Origin of the sequence: Treponema sp. OMZ 799, from assembly GCF_024181365.1 — a bacterium.
Lineage (GTDB): Bacteria > Spirochaetota > Spirochaetia > Treponematales > Treponemataceae > Treponema_B.
In genome coordinates, this window is sequence record NZ_CP051301.1 from 637,421 (window position 1) to 652,283 (window position 14,863).

The 14,863-nt window shown below is 37.6% G+C and carries 15 protein-coding genes; 6 read left to right on the forward strand and 9 right to left on the reverse strand.

The window, feature by feature from the left end; translation table 11 throughout:
* Positions 1–146: 146 nt before the first annotated feature.
* From E4O04_RS02890 to E4O04_RS02910, 5 genes are all read right to left on the reverse strand, one after another.
* On the reverse strand, positions 147–1,043 hold the full coding sequence (locus E4O04_RS02890) for a DNA-methyltransferase (RefSeq protein ID WP_253685615.1): 897 nt from the start codon (positions 1,041–1,043) through the stop codon (positions 147–149).
* Positions 1,036–1,902, reverse strand: coding sequence for a hypothetical protein (locus E4O04_RS02895; RefSeq protein WP_253709815.1), 867 nt, complete (start codon positions 1,900–1,902; stop codon positions 1,036–1,038). The genes E4O04_RS02890 and E4O04_RS02895 overlap by 8 nt, the downstream gene beginning before the upstream one ends.
* Before the next feature lie 284 nt (positions 1,903–2,186).
* Positions 2,187–2,930: a 3-oxoacyl-[acyl-carrier-protein] reductase gene (fabG, locus tag E4O04_RS02900; protein WP_253710795.1), complete on the reverse strand. Its 744-nt coding sequence runs from the start codon at positions 2,928–2,930 to the stop codon at positions 2,187–2,189.
* A gap of 16 nt (positions 2,931–2,946) precedes the next feature.
* The gene (locus E4O04_RS02905) at positions 2,947–3,921 is read right to left on the reverse strand and encodes an ACP S-malonyltransferase (protein WP_253688141.1); all 975 of its coding nucleotides are present in this window, start codon (positions 3,919–3,921) and stop codon (positions 2,947–2,949) included.
* A gap of 28 nt (positions 3,922–3,949) precedes the next feature.
* The gene (locus tag E4O04_RS02910; protein WP_253685611.1) at positions 3,950–4,927 is read right to left on the reverse strand and encodes a beta-ketoacyl-ACP synthase III; all 978 of its coding nucleotides are present in this window, start codon (positions 4,925–4,927) and stop codon (positions 3,950–3,952) included.
* A gap of 176 nt (positions 4,928–5,103) precedes the next feature.
* Between E4O04_RS02910 and E4O04_RS02915 the strand changes: the two genes are divergently transcribed.
* Entirely contained in the window at positions 5,104–6,021 is a 918-nt protein-coding gene (locus tag E4O04_RS02915; protein ID WP_253685609.1) for a nucleotidyltransferase family protein, read from the forward strand.
* A 5-nt stretch (positions 6,022–6,026) separates the two neighbouring features.
* Here E4O04_RS02915 and E4O04_RS02920 read toward each other — a convergent pair whose 3' ends face one another.
* Genes E4O04_RS02920 through E4O04_RS02935 form a run of 4 tightly spaced genes read right to left on the reverse strand, consistent with a single transcriptional unit; the run spans position 6,027 to position 9,049 of the window.
* Positions 6,027–6,803 carry a TIGR02757 family protein gene (locus E4O04_RS02920; protein WP_253709816.1) on the reverse strand — a complete coding sequence of 259 codons (777 nt, stop codon included), beginning with the start codon at positions 6,801–6,803 and terminating at the stop codon, positions 6,027–6,029.
* Positions 6,803–7,393, reverse strand: a complete 591-nt coding sequence (locus E4O04_RS02925; protein ID WP_253709818.1) for a hypothetical protein — start codon at positions 7,391–7,393, stop codon at positions 6,803–6,805. Before E4O04_RS02925 ends, E4O04_RS02920 begins: the two co-directional genes overlap by 1 nt.
* Before the next feature lie 11 nt (positions 7,394–7,404).
* Positions 7,405–8,301 (reverse strand): ParB/RepB/Spo0J family partition protein, encoded by an 897-nt coding sequence (locus E4O04_RS02930; RefSeq protein ID WP_253685603.1) that lies wholly within the window; start codon positions 8,299–8,301, stop codon positions 7,405–7,407.
* Positions 8,294–9,049, reverse strand: a complete 756-nt coding sequence (locus E4O04_RS02935; protein WP_253685601.1) for a ParA family protein — start codon at positions 9,047–9,049, stop codon at positions 8,294–8,296. Before E4O04_RS02935 ends, E4O04_RS02930 begins: the two co-directional genes overlap by 8 nt.
* Before the next feature lie 281 nt (positions 9,050–9,330).
* On the opposite strand from E4O04_RS02935, the gene E4O04_RS02940 reads away from it, so the two are divergent.
* From E4O04_RS02940 to cbiG, 5 genes are all read left to right on the forward strand, one after another.
* Positions 9,331–9,900, forward strand: coding sequence for an MFS transporter (locus E4O04_RS02940; protein ID WP_253709819.1), 570 nt, complete (start codon positions 9,331–9,333; stop codon positions 9,898–9,900).
* A gap of 21 nt (positions 9,901–9,921) precedes the next feature.
* Complete coding sequence (locus E4O04_RS02945; RefSeq protein WP_253709821.1) at positions 9,922–11,457, forward strand: ABC transporter ATP-binding protein; 1,536 nt, start codon at positions 9,922–9,924, stop codon at positions 11,455–11,457.
* Positions 11,454–12,962 (forward strand): ATP-binding cassette domain-containing protein, encoded by a 1,509-nt coding sequence (locus E4O04_RS02950; RefSeq protein ID WP_253709822.1) that lies wholly within the window; start codon positions 11,454–11,456, stop codon positions 12,960–12,962. The genes E4O04_RS02945 and E4O04_RS02950 overlap by 4 nt, the downstream gene beginning before the upstream one ends.
* A gap of 70 nt (positions 12,963–13,032) precedes the next feature.
* Positions 13,033–13,782, forward strand: coding sequence for a precorrin-4 C(11)-methyltransferase (gene cobM / locus E4O04_RS02955; protein ID WP_253709825.1), 750 nt, complete (start codon positions 13,033–13,035; stop codon positions 13,780–13,782).
* Positions 13,779–14,849 (forward strand): cobalt-precorrin 5A hydrolase, encoded by a 1,071-nt coding sequence (gene cbiG / locus E4O04_RS02960; RefSeq protein ID WP_253709828.1) that lies wholly within the window; start codon positions 13,779–13,781, stop codon positions 14,847–14,849. The genes cobM and cbiG overlap by 4 nt, the downstream gene beginning before the upstream one ends.
* Positions 14,850–14,863: the final 14 nt, after the last annotated feature.

Consider the following 14,863-nt stretch of genomic DNA (forward strand, 5'->3'; position numbering starts at 1 on the left):
CCGCAAGTTTTACATTTTATTTATTCATGTTTTCATCTATAACCTTCTCCATAAATTTTTGTATACTCTCTTTCTTAAACTGAACAAAATTTGTTCTAAGTTGTCAGCGCTAATACTGGTGTTAGATGTAAAAAAAGTAATTACAACTATGCAAACAATTGATTATCAACTTTGTATGGATAAATCCTTTCATTTGCTAAATTTATATAATTATTATTGATTTCATACCCTATATAATGCCGTTGAGATTTTAAAGCTCCTATAGCAGTTGTTCCGCTGCCCATAAAAGGATCCAAAACTATATCATTTTTAAAAGAATATAGTTGAATCAATCTATAAGGTAATTCGATCGGAAAAGGAGCCGGATGTCCGACCCTCTTTGCACTTTCAGCATTCATTGTCCAAATTGACTTTGTCCATTCCATAAATTCTTCACGCTGTATGGTGTTTTCTTTTTGTAACTGTTGGCGTTTATAATCTCCTTTTGAAAAAACTAATATATATTCGTGAATATCTCTTAATGTGGGGTTAGATGCACTTTGCCAACTGCCCCACGCTGTTGAAGGACTGGCACTTGCCGCCTTATTCCATATAATTTCTCCTCGCATATTAAAACCTATATCTATCATCATTTTTGAAATATAATCTGATAATGGAATATAAGGTTTGCGTCCTAAATTTGCAATATTTATACAAGCTCTTCCGCCATTTACAAGCACCCGATATGTTTCGGAAAAAGCATTCTCAAGAAGTTTCAAATATTCTTCCAATGATAAATCATCGTCATATTCTTTTGATACATTGTAGGGAGGAGATGTTATCATTAAATGCAAAGAATTATCGGGTATTTTATTCATATTTTCACACGAGCCTAATATAATTGAATCAAGTAATTCTTTCGGAAAAGGATTTTCAATATCAGAAATAATTTGTTCTTTTTTTTCTAATTCTTTATATAATTTTGAATCATAAAATTTACTGGAATCATGATTTATTCTTCCGCTAACTCCAAAGCTGCTAGTTTCAGTACCGGATTTACTCATTACAACCTCGCAATAATTTTAAGAATTTTTCACCTTTTTTAACATTATCAATTTCTTTTGCCGCAATAGTTATTATATTGCCAAGTTGTTTTTTTGAAATCATAGAAGAAAAATAATGCCGTTCTTCCGATAAAATCTGTTTACATAAATTTGTTAACTCATTTACATCAGTAATAGTTATAAAGCCTTTCTCAGGTGATTCAAAAATAAAATCTGATTTTGTAGGATTTGGATTTAAGCTGTAAAATCCTTGAATAACTCCGGCTGACTTTAAGAAATCAACTTTTTTTGAATATGTAGATGTTATTGGACTGTTTCCTAAAATAATTATCGGAATAGTATTTGCATTTGAACCGGAAACTCTAATATTGATCGATCTTCCTATAGCCTTTAACATTGAATCTGATCTAAGCAGAGATGGATTTCCTTTATGGCTTTTATAATCGCCAATTAAATTTACAGTATCGGGTTGTTCAAATTTATAATTTGAAACGATACTCATTTTTACTTCAAAAATGAGTTTTATATCTTCTGCCTTTTGAGTGATGGTATTTTTAGTACAAAAAGCCAAATCAGCACTTGAAGATTTGGTCAACGCAATTTCTTCACAAACCACACCATTAATCGCATACAAACCTAATTCTTCAGCAATAGGAGAAAAAATTTGTTTGCACCATTTTTCCGTAAATTGCCCTATAAGTGAATTTCTACTTTGCAGTGTTTGTCCCTCAGAATCAAAATCTTTAGGTATATACGCATAATAACCCGATTGCAGGTTATAAAAAAGTTGTTCAGGCGAAGCAAAAGATTTTAGCGCTTCTCTGAAAAAATGCTTTTCCACTTCTTCATTCCATAACATATTTAATCTCCACTATTTCATAGTGTATATTGTAATTAAATCATTAAAATTTTCAAGATAGGGACTTTTTACATGTTTAAATTAAAGTTGTCATTCCATCATCACCTATATAGTTCTGTTTGGCATACGTGGAGTGAGTCCCCTATGAAGATAGACCGGCTGCCGTAGATTATGCACTTCGCCGGCCGTAGCCTATAGGCTTCGACTGACGTAGCTTATGTGCTTCGACCGGCGAAGGCTATAAGCTTCACTCGCCGTAGGTTATGCTCTACGGCAGGCGTAGCTTAGGCTCCCAATCCTCCGTCGACGCCTAGGACTTGGGCGGTTATGTAAAGCGATAAGTCCGAAGCTAAAAAGACTGCGGTGTTTGCTATGTCTATGGGTTGCCCTGCTCTTTTTAAAGGGATGCCTTCGACCCAGGTCTTGCGCATTTCTTCGTTTACGGCGGCTGTCATGTCGGTTTCAATGTAGCCGGGAGCTATGGCGTTTACGCGTACGCCCCTGCCTGCCGTTTCCTTTGCAAGACTCTTTGTGAAGCCGATGAGGCCTGCCTTACTTGCGGAATAGTTGACCTGTCCGCCCTGACCGTGGAGGCCGACTATGCTCGTCATATTGATGATTGAACCGGCTCTTTTTCTGATCATATCGGAAGAAACAATTTGCGAGGCGATAAAAACACCTGTTAGGTTTACGCGCAAAACATCTTCCCAGTCTGAAAGCTTCATTCTAAATGAAAGGCCGTCCCTTGTGATTCCTGCATTGTTTACAAGAACATCAAAGCCTCCCGATTCTTCAAGAGCTTTTTTTACCGTTTCGGTAAGGCCTTCCGCATTGCCGCAGTCGGCATATATTTCGTGAAATACCGAGCCTTTTTCTTTTGCAAAGGCTTCCATTTCTGATTTGGCTGCTGAGGGCTTTGTACAAAGGCCCCATACTTCTGCACCTTCTTCAATAAATCTTCTAACAACCTCTTTCCCGATTCCTCTCGAAGAGCCTGTTACCAATGCCTTTTTTCCTTGTAATAACATCATATTTATACCTTTCCTATTCTATAATTTTATTTAGCTGTTCCAAAGTTCCTGTCGGAGAACAGGCTAGCTCATCCGATGCAAAGCCGCTGTCTCTCCAAAGATTGCTTAAAGTATTTCCGGGGCCTGCTTCCAAGAGGCGGCAAGGTTTTAGGTTTTCACATAAAGAAGCTATCTCTTTTTCTTCGCTTGTCCAGAGAACGGGGTGGGTAAGGTGAAGGACTGCATTTGCCCTTGCTTCTTCTCCCGATTTTACTTTTTTACCCGTAACGTTTGAGAAGATGGGGATTTCGGGGTCTTTAAATTCAAAGCTTTTTAAAACCTCTTCAAATTCCTTTGCCGCTTCTTCCATTAGAGGGGAGTGGAAGGGGCCTGCAACCGCAAGTCGGACACATCTTTTTGCTCCGGCTTCTTTACAAAGATCTTCTGCAAGAGTGAGGCCTTCCGCCGTTCCCGAAATAACCGTTTGAACCGGACTATTCATGTTGGCTGCAAATACTATTCCGTTCTTGGGATCGGAATGAGGCTTTAAAAGCTCTATTACCTTTTCCGGATCAAGCTTTAAAATGGCCGACATGCCCAAGGAGCCTGAAGCCTCTGTTGCCTTAGCTGCAATCTTATCGCAGGCGGCTTGCATAATAGCTCCTCGTTTTTGGACTATGCGTATCATGTCTTCAAAGCTCAAAATGCCTGAAGCATAGAGGGCCGAAAACTCTCCCAAACTGAAACCTGCAACGGCCGAGGGAGCAACTCCTTTATCTTTTAAAACGGCAAGAATAGCTGTTTCAACTGCAATTATTGCAAGCTGGCTCTTGTCGCTTCTAGACAAAACCTCGTTTTCGGTGTGCCATAGGAGGGCTTCAATGTCCTCTCCGGTTATATCGCCGATATTTTTAATTATGTCCCTTGCAATTCCGTATTTTTCAACGATATCTTGGGCCATACCCTTAAATTGGGCTCCCTGCCCTGAAAATAAAAATATGTTTTTCATCATCATCCTTCCTTTATTCACAAATCAATTAAAACCTGATAACGGCACCGCCCCATGTGAGCCCGGCACCGAAACCTGCCGTAATAATTGTCATTCCTTTTTTAAGCCTTCCGTCCAGAACAAGATCGTCAAGGGTTATAGGGATTGAAGCTGCGGAGGTGTTTCCGTAGTTTTCCATATTACATACGAATTTACTCATGTCTGCACCAAGCCTTTTGGCCGCTGCTTCCAAAATTCTGGCATTGGCTTGATGGCATACCACTAGGTCTACATCTTCCATATTCATATTTTCTTTTTGAAGAAGGCTTTTTACGGTTTCGGTTATAACTCCGACTGCAAAATTGTAGACGGTTCTTCCGTTCATTTTTAGATAGTCTCCCATATAGAGGGCATCGTAACCTGTTCCGTCTGAACCTAAGATGACCGAGCCTATGCCTTCCTTTGTTTTTTCGAAGGTGTTTTCAAGAAGAACTGCTCCCGCCCCGTCTCCGAAAAGGACGCAGGTAGAGCGGTCAGACCAGTCTACGATTTTACTTAATACCTCGGATCCGCATACAAGGGCATAGTGCCATCCGTGCCTTTCCATAAGGGCGGCCGCCGTATCAATTGCGTATAAAAATCCGGAACAAGCTGCCGATAAGTCAAAACAGACTGCCTTTTTTGCATCCAGCTCTTTTTGAATAAGGCAGGCATTTGATGGGAAGCCTTGATACTCCGCCGTAGCGGTAGCACAAATAATCAAGTCTATATCGGAAATTTCTGCGGTCTGAGATTCGGTTGATAGAAGAGTTTTGTATTTATCCTTGTGTTGATTAAGCAGGGCTTGTTTACAGGCCTCCGCTCCCAAGGATGCACTTGTGTCCTCTTCGGAAGCTATGTAGCGGCTTCCTATCCCTGTATGACTTCTGATCCATTCATCCGAAGTATCCAGAGAAGCGGGAAAATCGCTGTTGTTCATTATCTTTTTGGGGATAGCCTTCCCTGTTGTCTTTATTATAATAGCCATATTTTTCTCGCTTTATATATGATAATTTATCATTTTATTATTTTTTTGATAATAATGTCAACTGTACGGGAAAATTTGAGAATGAGGTTTAAAAACATCTTTCATTTATTCCAATAATATGATACTATATGATTTAATTGAATTTTAGCTAAATCAAAATCTTAGGAGGTTTATTTATGAAACCCACTCTCTTAGTCTTAGCTGCCGGAATGGGCAGCAGGTATGGAGGAGTCAAACAGATAGCTGCCGTTGGAAGGCATGACGAAACTTTGTTGGATTATGCAGTTTACGATGCAATGAATAACGGCTTCGGCAAGGTTGTCTTTATAATTAGAGAAGATATCGAAAACGATTTTAGAGAACGTTTTTTTAATAGAATTGCGCGCAACTGTAATGCGGATTATGTATTCCAATCTATGGACGGTTTTTTGACTGATGAGCAAATAAAAAGAGCTGTCAACAGGAAAAAACCTTGGGGTACGGCTCATGCCATTTTGTCTGCGGAGTTAAAAATAAATGAACCCTTTGCGGTTATAAATGCCGATGACTATTACGGTCGCTCGGCTTATAAAACTATAGCTACCCACCTTTCAACCCTGTCAAACGATTCTACCGAGCATGCTATGGTCGGTTACATCTTGGATAAAACCTTGAGCCGCTCCGGCTCCGTTTCAAGAGGGGTTTGTCAGGTTGGAAACGGTTACCTTATCGGAATCACCGAGCATAAGGATATCGCATATAAAAAGGTTGGTCCTGTCGAAAAAATTATTTCGGAACATGAAGGAAAAGAGGTTGAGTTTTCAGGCAAGGAAACCGTCTCGATGAACCTCTTCGGTTTTTCTCCTAAAATTTTCGATTTTATGAACGAGTATTTCAAAGACTTTATTCATAAATATGCAGAAAGCGAAAAGGCCGAGTGTCTCTTGCCTGAAGGTGTAGGGACTATGATGAAAAAGGGCTTAGGAAAGGTTAAGGTTTATACTACCACCGAAAGATGGTTCGGAATGACCTATCCCGAAGACAGAGAAATTGTAAAAAACGAACTTGAAAGCAAGGTAAAAGAAGGCTACTATCCCGAATTCTTGTGGAGATAGAATTTTTATCTTTCTGCTAAGGCCTTTTCGACTTCGGGAGCAAAAAGAGCAAAGTCGTATTTTGCAGGATCTTCGGGACAAAATTCTTTGAGGCATCCCGTAATTTCTTCGACTGCTTTGCGGTCATTTTGTTTTCGGGTTAAGAGGCCGAGGGCTCTTCCCCTGCGGGCGCAGTGAACGTCCAAGGGGAGGTAGAGCTCAGACGGTTTAATGCTTTTCCATAAACCGAAGTCAACTCCCTTATCATTCGATCTTACCATCCAGCGTAAAAACATGTTTAATCTTTTTGCTGCGGAGCCGCCTTCCATGTCGGCGATGTGCTTTATGTTATGGGGCTCCATGTTTTTGATAAATTCTTTTCTAAATCGGCTCATCCTGTTTATCAAAGGTTCTTCCGGATTTTTGGCTTTAAATAGTTCCTCAAAATTTGAACCCGATAAATAAATGCGTCTTATAGCCTTTGCTATGGCAAGGCTGTCTTCTCCGTTTAAGGTGCGGTGATAAAAAGTGCTTATCGTTTTTAGCTGAGCCTGAGTGCTTTGAGTTAAAAATTCATGAGGCCGGTTTTGTAAAAGTTCCATCAGTTTATCCGCACTTTTTAAAATGGCGGTTCTGTTTCCCCATGCAAAAATAGAAACAAAAAAACCTGCAATTTCTATGTCTTCTTTTTTAGAAAAACGGTGAGGAATACTTATCGGATCGGCAGGTATAAAGGCCGGCTTTTCGTACTTTATTACCAGCTTGTCAAGAGTTTTTTTTAGGTCTTTAAATTGAGGGCTCATTATATCTTTATCTTAAAATTTGTTTTTAAAAGCTTTATAAGTTCCAGCCAGCGGGGATCGTGAGTGTCGGCAAGACCGAGGTCTGCAACAAAATCCCCTCTCTCTTTGAAAAACCAGTGGATAAGATTGAGCCTTATTTCATTGTCATCCAGTTTTGCATTTACGATTTTCAAAATGCTGAAAAGTTCATCGGCATTAATGAGCTTCCACTTTCCGCCGCTTATTATGTGATAAACGGAACCGTCACTTGATCTTTCAATTCTAAAATCTTTTTTAGGCTGTGTTTTTTTTACGCTGACAGTCTTTGTTCTTTTTTCTTCTATTGCCTGCAAGTCCTCTTCAAGAGCTTCCACCTGCATATTGTATAGGTGAACGCGGGCCTGTTCTATTAAAAACAAAAGGCCTTCAGCATTCATCTGTTTTGTAAGTTCCGCTAATTCGGCTGCAAGTTTTTTTTCGGCTGCCGATTGTTTGTAGGCTGAAATAGTTTTTTTAGCCGGAGCCTTAGTTTTTTTTGCAGCGGTTTTTGCCGGTGTTTTAGCCTTTTTTGTAGTTTCCGTTTTTTTTGTTTCGCTTGCTTTTTTTGCCATACCATCCTCCCCTATGAGTTTATCTTTTTATATAACATATCCAAATCATCTTTTGAAAAGTATGATATTTCGACGACTCCCTTTTTTAAGTTCCCCTTTATTTGCACCTTTGTTCCCAATGAATTTATAAACTGCTGCTCAATATCTCTTAATTCAAAATCATCGGAGGAAAGAGATGTTGTTTCCTTTTTTTGTTTTTTTGTTATGCGTCCGATTCCGGAGTTAAGATCGGCTGCCATAGATTCGGCTTCGCGTACCGACAGATCCGATTCTAAAATTCTTGTAAAAAGAATTTTTTGATCGGCAGGGTTTACTATGGATAGTAGAGAGCGTGCATGACCCGCCGAGATTTTATTTACCCGCAAAGCATCTTTCATTTCGTCGGGCAGTTTTAATATTCTTAAACTGTTTGTAATTGCCGACCGGCTTTTACCGACACGCTTTGCAAGTTCCTCTTGGTTTATGCGGGTGAGTTCCATAATCTCTTGATAGGCAAGGGCTTCATCGACTGCGTTTAGGTCTTCCCGCTGAATATTTTCGATGAGGGCAACTTCAAGCTTCTTTTTTTCTTCAAAGCTGCGAAGGATTACCGGAATGGTTTCTAAGCCTAAGCTGATGGCGGCTCTTGTACGTCTTTCGCCTGCTATTATAAAATAACCCTTGTCCTCATGTTTTTCGGCTACAATCGGTTGAATTATTCCGTGTTCTTTTATTGATTCTGCAAGCTCGATAATTTTTTCTTCATCAAAGGTTTTTCGAGGCTGATACGGATTGGGCTGAAGAAGTTTTGGATCAAGATTGATAATCGAATCTTCGGAAATATTCAGTGTTTCCTGCACTGCATGATTTGAAGCTTGTTCTTCCAATAGGGCATCGAGGCCCCGTCCTAATGCCGATTTTTTAGCCACGGTTTAATACCTCATGTGCAAGTTTTTCGTAACTTCTTGCTCCCATACATTTTGCGTCATAATTGCAAATCGGCACTCCATGTGACGGAGCTTCTGATAATCTTACATTTCTCGGAACAATGGTCGAAAAAACCTTATCCTTAAAATATGAAGATACCTGCTGCACAACTTCTTGAGCAAGATTTGTTCTTGAATCGAACATGGTAAAAAATATTCCGCCTATTTCAAGGGAAGGATTAAGGCTTTGCTGTACTCTTTGAACGGTCTGTAAAAGGAGGGTTAATCCTTCGAGGGCAAAGTATTCGCATTGAAGCGGTATATACACTTGGTCGGCTGCCGTGAGTCCGTTTAAGGTTAAAATGCCCAAAGACGGAGGACAGTCGATTAGGATATAATCGTATTCGCTTTTTACGCTTTCGATAATATTTTTAAGATAGAATTCTCTGTCGGCTTCTTCTACAAGTTCTACTGTCGCTCCCGAAAGGTCTATTGAAGCCGGGATCGCCGACAGGTTTTTTACCGTAGTAGGGTAGATGGTGTTTTTTATTGAGGTCTTTTGGGCAAGGGCATCATAAACGGTCGGCCGCTTTTTTTGAATACCGACACCTGAAGACATATTCCCCTGAGGGTCAAAGTCTATTAAAAGAGTCTTTTTTCCTGCCAGTGCGATGTAAGCACCCAAATTAATCACGGAAGTCGTCTTTCCGACCCCGCCTTTTTGGTTTACAAAAACAAATGTTTTTCCCATAATGGTTTATTATACATGATTTTTAATATTTATGTAAGGGGTTTTTAAGCTTTATGAGTTTTTAGGTATTAGAAGAAATAATGAGTAGATGATAATGATACAAAATCTGCGATAGATTCGGCTGGTAGACTAAAGAAATGGGTAGAAGGTGCTGATGTTCCGATATAAGCAAATTCGAAAATCTCCTTCAAAATCAATGAACTCGGGCGGTCTTCCCCCGGATATAAATTGATTGACAGAACAGACTATATTTACTATACTCAAATAAGGATGAGCTTTTTATGAACGAAAAAAAATTATTCACAGTTTCGTTTTTTATAAATTTTATTTTTTCTATGTTGACGGCTTTGTTATCTTTAATAGTATTTAATATCAACAAAAAAACAGGGGATATAAATATTATTATGATGACATTTATAGGCTCTCTACTGCTTACGCGTGTGTTTTCAATATGGAATTTTTTAAAGGCGAGGACGGAAATTATATTGGGAAGCATGTTGTTTACTGCCGGCTGCCTTATTTTGGTAATTGAAAGCGGCAGCATGACTTGGATGTTTATCGGAACAGTTTTATTCGGCATATCTATCGGTTTAGTTCCGCCCGCAATTTTGGTATTGCTCAGTGAAAACGAAAATAAGCTTACCTCTAATTTAGGTATATATAATGCTATCGTCGCCATAGCCTCCGTGTTTTTGCCCATTATAATAGGGGTCGGGATAGCACCGGTCTTTTTAATACCTTTTAATACGGGCTGGACAATGCTTTTTACCGGGAATTCCATTTACAGCATTTCAGCTTTGGTTTTATTTTTATTTTTGGGAAGATCGGCTATGGGGTTGACAAAGCATTAATTTATGTATAACTCTACAAAAATGAAAAGCCCTACACTTCATTCTCCGGCTAATTTTATATTTACCTCTCTCGCTGTTATTTTAGAATATGCCTTACTAAGAATAATTGCAGCTTTGCTTACCTCGCTGCATAAACCGCTTCCTTATATTTATTTGTTTTTAGCTGCTGCATTTCTTTTCTTCCTTTGCAGCTTTTATGCACGCAAACTGCGTATGCTGGTAACCTTAGAAAAAATGCAAGACTTACGCAATGAGGTGCTTGATTCATGCTTATTTTTAAACAATAAAAATACTTACGAAAATGTAAATTCCGTTTTAAACAAAGACAGCAGAATAATTGCTTCGTTTTACGGAACAGAAAAGCCGATTTTTATTTCCAATCTTATATTATATGGGGCCGTTTTATTTTTTCTTTTTAGTTCCAATCTTTATTTGGCTTTTTGTATTTTGGTAATTTCTTTTTTATGTATCGTTCCTGATTTAGTACTGCGTAAATATTTTATGCAAACTTATTGGGATACGAGAGAGGTTGAAAAAAGATTAAGCAATTATTTTATCGAAGCCTTTAATCTTAATGCAATGATAAATTTATACCGGGTACATTCTTGGTTTTTTAAACGCTTTTATAAAATAACGGACGAATTTTGTAAACTCGGAAACAAGGCTGAACTCTTTGCAAAACTTGAAGATTTTTTGCACAGCTTTTCGGAAGTAATTATTACACTCTTAAGCTATCTTTTAATTGCATATTTTAAAACAAAAGAAATCATAACGGTACAAGAAGCAATAAGCACGGCCGCAATTTTACCCGTCTTTTTTTCACGGACAGTAATGATGTTTTCAATCATAGGAGCAAAAAATAGTTTTACCGTAAGCTTAAAACGTTTTCAAAATCTTGTAAATAAAAACACAGACATAAAATCATCAAATGCAGAATTTACAAAAATAGAATATAAAGATGTTCTTCCTTCTTATTTAAAAGAAAAACTTAAACCTGTTTCTTTTTGTATAAATAAAAATGATAAGGTTTTAATCAAGGGTGAAAACGGAATCGGTAAAACATCTTTAATAAAATGTCTTTTTTGCGGAATCGAATATGAAGGCATAATAGAAATTGAAACAGAATCCGGAATTAAAAACAGCGCAGAGGTCTCCGAAAATTGTTTTATAAAAAACTGCATTTACCTTCCTCAAGAGTTTCCTTTGCTTTCTTTAACGGCTGAAGACTTTATAAATACTGTTGCCGAAAAAAATAATATCGATATTAAGGCTCTTAAAGAAAAATTTAAAGTCTACGATTTTGAATTTGAAAAACATAAGCACACAAAAATTAAAGACCTTTCAGGCGGTGAAAAGAAAAAGCTTTTACTTCCTTTGGCATTTATGTTGAACAAGATGGTTATACTGGATGAGCCTACAAATGATTTGGACGCGCAAGGAATTTCGGCATTAAAAAAAGATTTAACGGAATATAAAAATACCCTTATGGTTATTTCACACGATAAAGATATTGAATTCTGTTTTTCAAAAATATTAAATATCGGAGAAAATAAATGAATTTAAAAACGGTAAAAATATTTTGGTCTAGCTTTTTATTGGAAAGCGCCTCACAAATTATTTCACTTTTTTTACCTGTTTATTTTTCGGCACAGGTTGGAATTATCGTATCTCATATTTATAATAAAACTTCTGCCGACGGCATTATTTTACAAGCCCTGCTTATAATTTTATTGCTTTCTCTTATTTCCCCATTTGCAGCTTTTTTAAGTGCAAAGGTGTTTTTAAAAAAGTCCGTTTTACACGATGGTGTTAATTTAAAATCGATTTTGCAAAAAGACATAAGCCAGGTACATAATTCGGGAAGCGGAAGCATTTTACAGCTTTTTGAATCGGATTTAATCGAATATAGGTTAAAACTGCGTACTCTCATTGTTACACCGATTGTCGTAACCGTATTAATTGCCGTACTTTTTATTCAAAGCACCAATATAATTTTTTTACTCACAGTGTTTTGCGTATCGGCAATCCCTATTTTATTTAATAAATTATATTCACATTTGGAAGGAATTTACTACTCCCATTCTGCAGCTTACAATAATGACCGTATTGCATTTGAAGAAAATATTGTAAACAATAAAATTCCCCTTATTTTATTTTCACTTAAAGAAAATATTTTAGAATTATATAATAAGAATTACAGCTCTTATATAAATAAACATGCCGAAAAAAATATTATAAATCTCTCGCTTTCAAAAGCAATTTTAGGACTTTGTAAATATTCAATACAAGTGTTAATTATTATAAGTTTTTCTTTTTTGTTTAAATCCGTCACAATTGAAAATCTGGCTGCTTCACTTTTTTTAATTTACCCTATCGGACAAATAATAGAATTACTTATTGAATGGGTACAGATAATTCCGTTTATGAAGATTATAAAGGGGCGTGTAAATTTCTTTTTAAATTTTGATAATTCAAATATGCCTAAAACAGGTTATGAAAATCTTGAAACTAAAAATCTTGTTTACACAATCAACGGCAGAAAATTTTCATTCCCTGATATTAAAATAAAAAAAGATAATAAACTTTTAATTGAGGGAGTAAACGGAACAGGTAAAAGTATTTTCTTAAAAATCCTTGCAGGTGAACTTAAACCTCAGGCAGGAGAAATCATATTTTCAAATCCGGTAAAAGAAGCCCTGGGTTATGTTCCGCAGACCTCACTTTTATTTAATACAGGTATAAAAGAAAACATCACATTGGGTAATGAAATCCCTGAAAACGAAATAAATAAAATGCTTAAAACATTTTCACTTGAAAAACCTGCGGAAAGGAATTTTGCCGAAAAAGGTGAAAGCATTTTTTCGGGCGGAGAAATAAAAAAAACGGATATTGTACGAAGCTTGTTAAACTCAAAAGGTATTTTAATTTTAGATGAGCCTACAAATAATTTGGACAGCGAATCCGTAGAAGAACTTATAAAAATTTTAAAAACCAAAACGGTTATTTTTACCTCACATGATAAGCGCCTCAAAGAAATTGCCGACGATAGGGTAAACTTCTAATATCTTTTACCTTGACACAGCCCTTTAAAGAATAGTAGAATAATTCTTATAAAAACAAAAAAGGAATAGTATGGTTTATTTTGTAGGAGCGGGTCCTGGGGATCCTGATTTAATTACGATAAAAGGACGCAAGCTGATTGAAAAGGCCGATGTTATTATTTATGCAGGCTCTTTGGTTTCAAAGGCTCATTTGATGTTTGCAAAGCATAATTGCAAAAGCTATAACTCGGCTTCAATGACCCTTGAAGAAGTTATCAAGGTTATGGAAGAAAACCGCAATGCTCAAATTGTGAGGCTCCACACCGGAGACCCTTCAATTTACGGGGCAATCAGGGAGCAGATGGATGAACTTGATAAGCTGGGAATAGACTACGAGGTTGTCCCGGGCGTCAGCTCTTGTACGGCAGCGGCGGCGGCAATAAAAAAAGAGTTTACCCTTCCCGATGTAAGCCAGACAGTTATTTTAACCCGCATGGAAGGCCGCACCCCTGTTCCTCAAGATGAAAAGCTGGCAGACCTTGCAGCCCACAAGGCTTCGATGGCGATTTTTTTATCAGTGCAAAATATAGAAAATGTAGTTGCAGAACTTCTCAAGGGCTATAAGGATGAGGCGACTCCTGCTGCGGTAATTTACAAGGCAACTTGGGAAGATCAAGAAATAATAACCGGCACCCTCGGCGATATCGCTCAAAAAGTGAAGAAGGCCGGAGTAAACAAAACGGCTCAAATCTTGGTGGGGAATTTTATTGCAGGGTCTTATGAAAGGTCGCAGCTTTACAATCCTAAATTTTCTCACGAATTTAGAAAAGCGGGAAAATGAAAAAAATAGCAGTTTATTCCTTTACCGAAAAAGGAAATTTATTGGGCGAGAAATTATCAGGCTTGGATTCGCAAATCGAGCATTTTTATAATGCAAAAACAGCCGGCGGAATCCGCTCTCTTATTCCCGATGATTTTAAAAATAGAGATGCCCTTATTTTTATTTCTTCTACCGGTATTGCCGTCCGAATGATAAGGGATTATATTCAGGATAAAAGCCAAGACCCTGCCGTGCTTGTAATCGATGATATGGGACGCTTTGTAATTTCATTGCTGTCGGGGCATTTGGGCGGAGCCAATGCGCTTACCGAAAAAATTGCAAGTACGATAGGGGCTGTGAGTGTGATTACAACAGCTTCCGACGGCCGCAACATAGAAGCCGTAGACTTGTTTGCTCAAAAAAATAACTACGCCATCTTGTCCATGGAAGATGCAAAAATAATCACAGCCATCATGGTGGACGGAAAGGCTGTAGGCTTTTATTCCGAGGATAAGGTGTCTCCCATAAATTACCCTAATCTTTTTATTTTGCAAGATGAAGATTTTAATTCGAATTTGCCGGCCGTAAAATTTACTTCAAATTTACAATCTGTGAAAGAAGAAAAAAAACTTGAAGGCCTTATCATTGTTTCAAATAAAAAAAGAGAAGCGGTATCTGCTTTAAGCGGTTCTTTGCCAATGGTACACTTGGTGCCGAAAAATTTAAACCTTGGGATAGGCTTAAAAAAAGGAGTGAATAAAGAAACCCTTGCCGAGACGGTAAAGCTTGCCCTTGATTCGATAAACAAGGATTTGAAAGCTGTTAAGGCGATAGCCTCGATAGAATTAAAACAAAACGAAAAAGGCTTGCTTGATTTTGCAAAAGAACTAAACATAAGCCCCGTCTTTTTTTCTGAAAGCCAAATAGAAAAAATAGAAGACAATTTTGAAAAGTCCGACTTCGTAAAAAAGACAGTCGGCGTTTACAATGTCTCCGCCCCTTCCGCCTTCCTCCTCGGCGGCAAAATAATTTTAGATAAGTTTAAACATGAGGGTGTAACGGTTTCGGTTGCGGAGGAGGACATATAATTTAGAACATATAA

Coding starts and splice junctions, on each gene's coding strand:
- E4O04_RS02890 (WP_253685615.1), bottom strand. CDS start 1,043: ATGAGTAAATCCGGTACTGAAACTAGCAGCTTTGGAGTTAGCGGAAGA.
- E4O04_RS02895 (WP_253709815.1), bottom strand. CDS start 1,902: ATGTTATGGAATGAAGAAGTGGAAAAGCATTTTTTCAGAGAAGCGCTA.
- fabG (WP_253710795.1), bottom strand. CDS start 2,930: ATGTTATTACAAGGAAAAAAGGCATTGGTAACAGGCTCTTCGAGAGGA.
- E4O04_RS02905 (WP_253688141.1), bottom strand. CDS start 3,921: ATGAAAAACATATTTTTATTTTCAGGGCAGGGAGCCCAATTTAAGGGT.
- E4O04_RS02910 (WP_253685611.1), bottom strand. CDS start 4,927: ATGGCTATTATAATAAAGACAACAGGGAAGGCTATCCCCAAAAAGATA.
- E4O04_RS02915 (WP_253685609.1), top strand. CDS start 5,104: ATGAAACCCACTCTCTTAGTCTTAGCTGCCGGAATGGGCAGCAGGTAT.
- E4O04_RS02920 (WP_253709816.1), bottom strand. CDS start 6,803: ATGAGCCCTCAATTTAAAGACCTAAAAAAAACTCTTGACAAGCTGGTA.
- E4O04_RS02925 (WP_253709818.1), bottom strand. CDS start 7,393: ATGGCAAAAAAAGCAAGCGAAACAAAAAAAACGGAAACTACAAAAAAG.
- E4O04_RS02935 (WP_253685601.1), bottom strand. CDS start 9,049: ATGGGAAAAACATTTGTTTTTGTAAACCAAAAAGGCGGGGTCGGAAAG.
- E4O04_RS02940 (WP_253709819.1), top strand. CDS start 9,331: ATGAACGAAAAAAAATTATTCACAGTTTCGTTTTTTATAAATTTTATT.
- E4O04_RS02945 (WP_253709821.1), top strand. CDS start 9,922: ATGAAAAGCCCTACACTTCATTCTCCGGCTAATTTTATATTTACCTCT.
- E4O04_RS02950 (WP_253709822.1), top strand. CDS start 11,454: ATGAATTTAAAAACGGTAAAAATATTTTGGTCTAGCTTTTTATTGGAA.
- cobM (WP_253709825.1), top strand. CDS start 13,033: ATGGTTTATTTTGTAGGAGCGGGTCCTGGGGATCCTGATTTAATTACG.
- cbiG (WP_253709828.1), top strand. CDS start 13,779: ATGAAAAAAATAGCAGTTTATTCCTTTACCGAAAAAGGAAATTTATTG.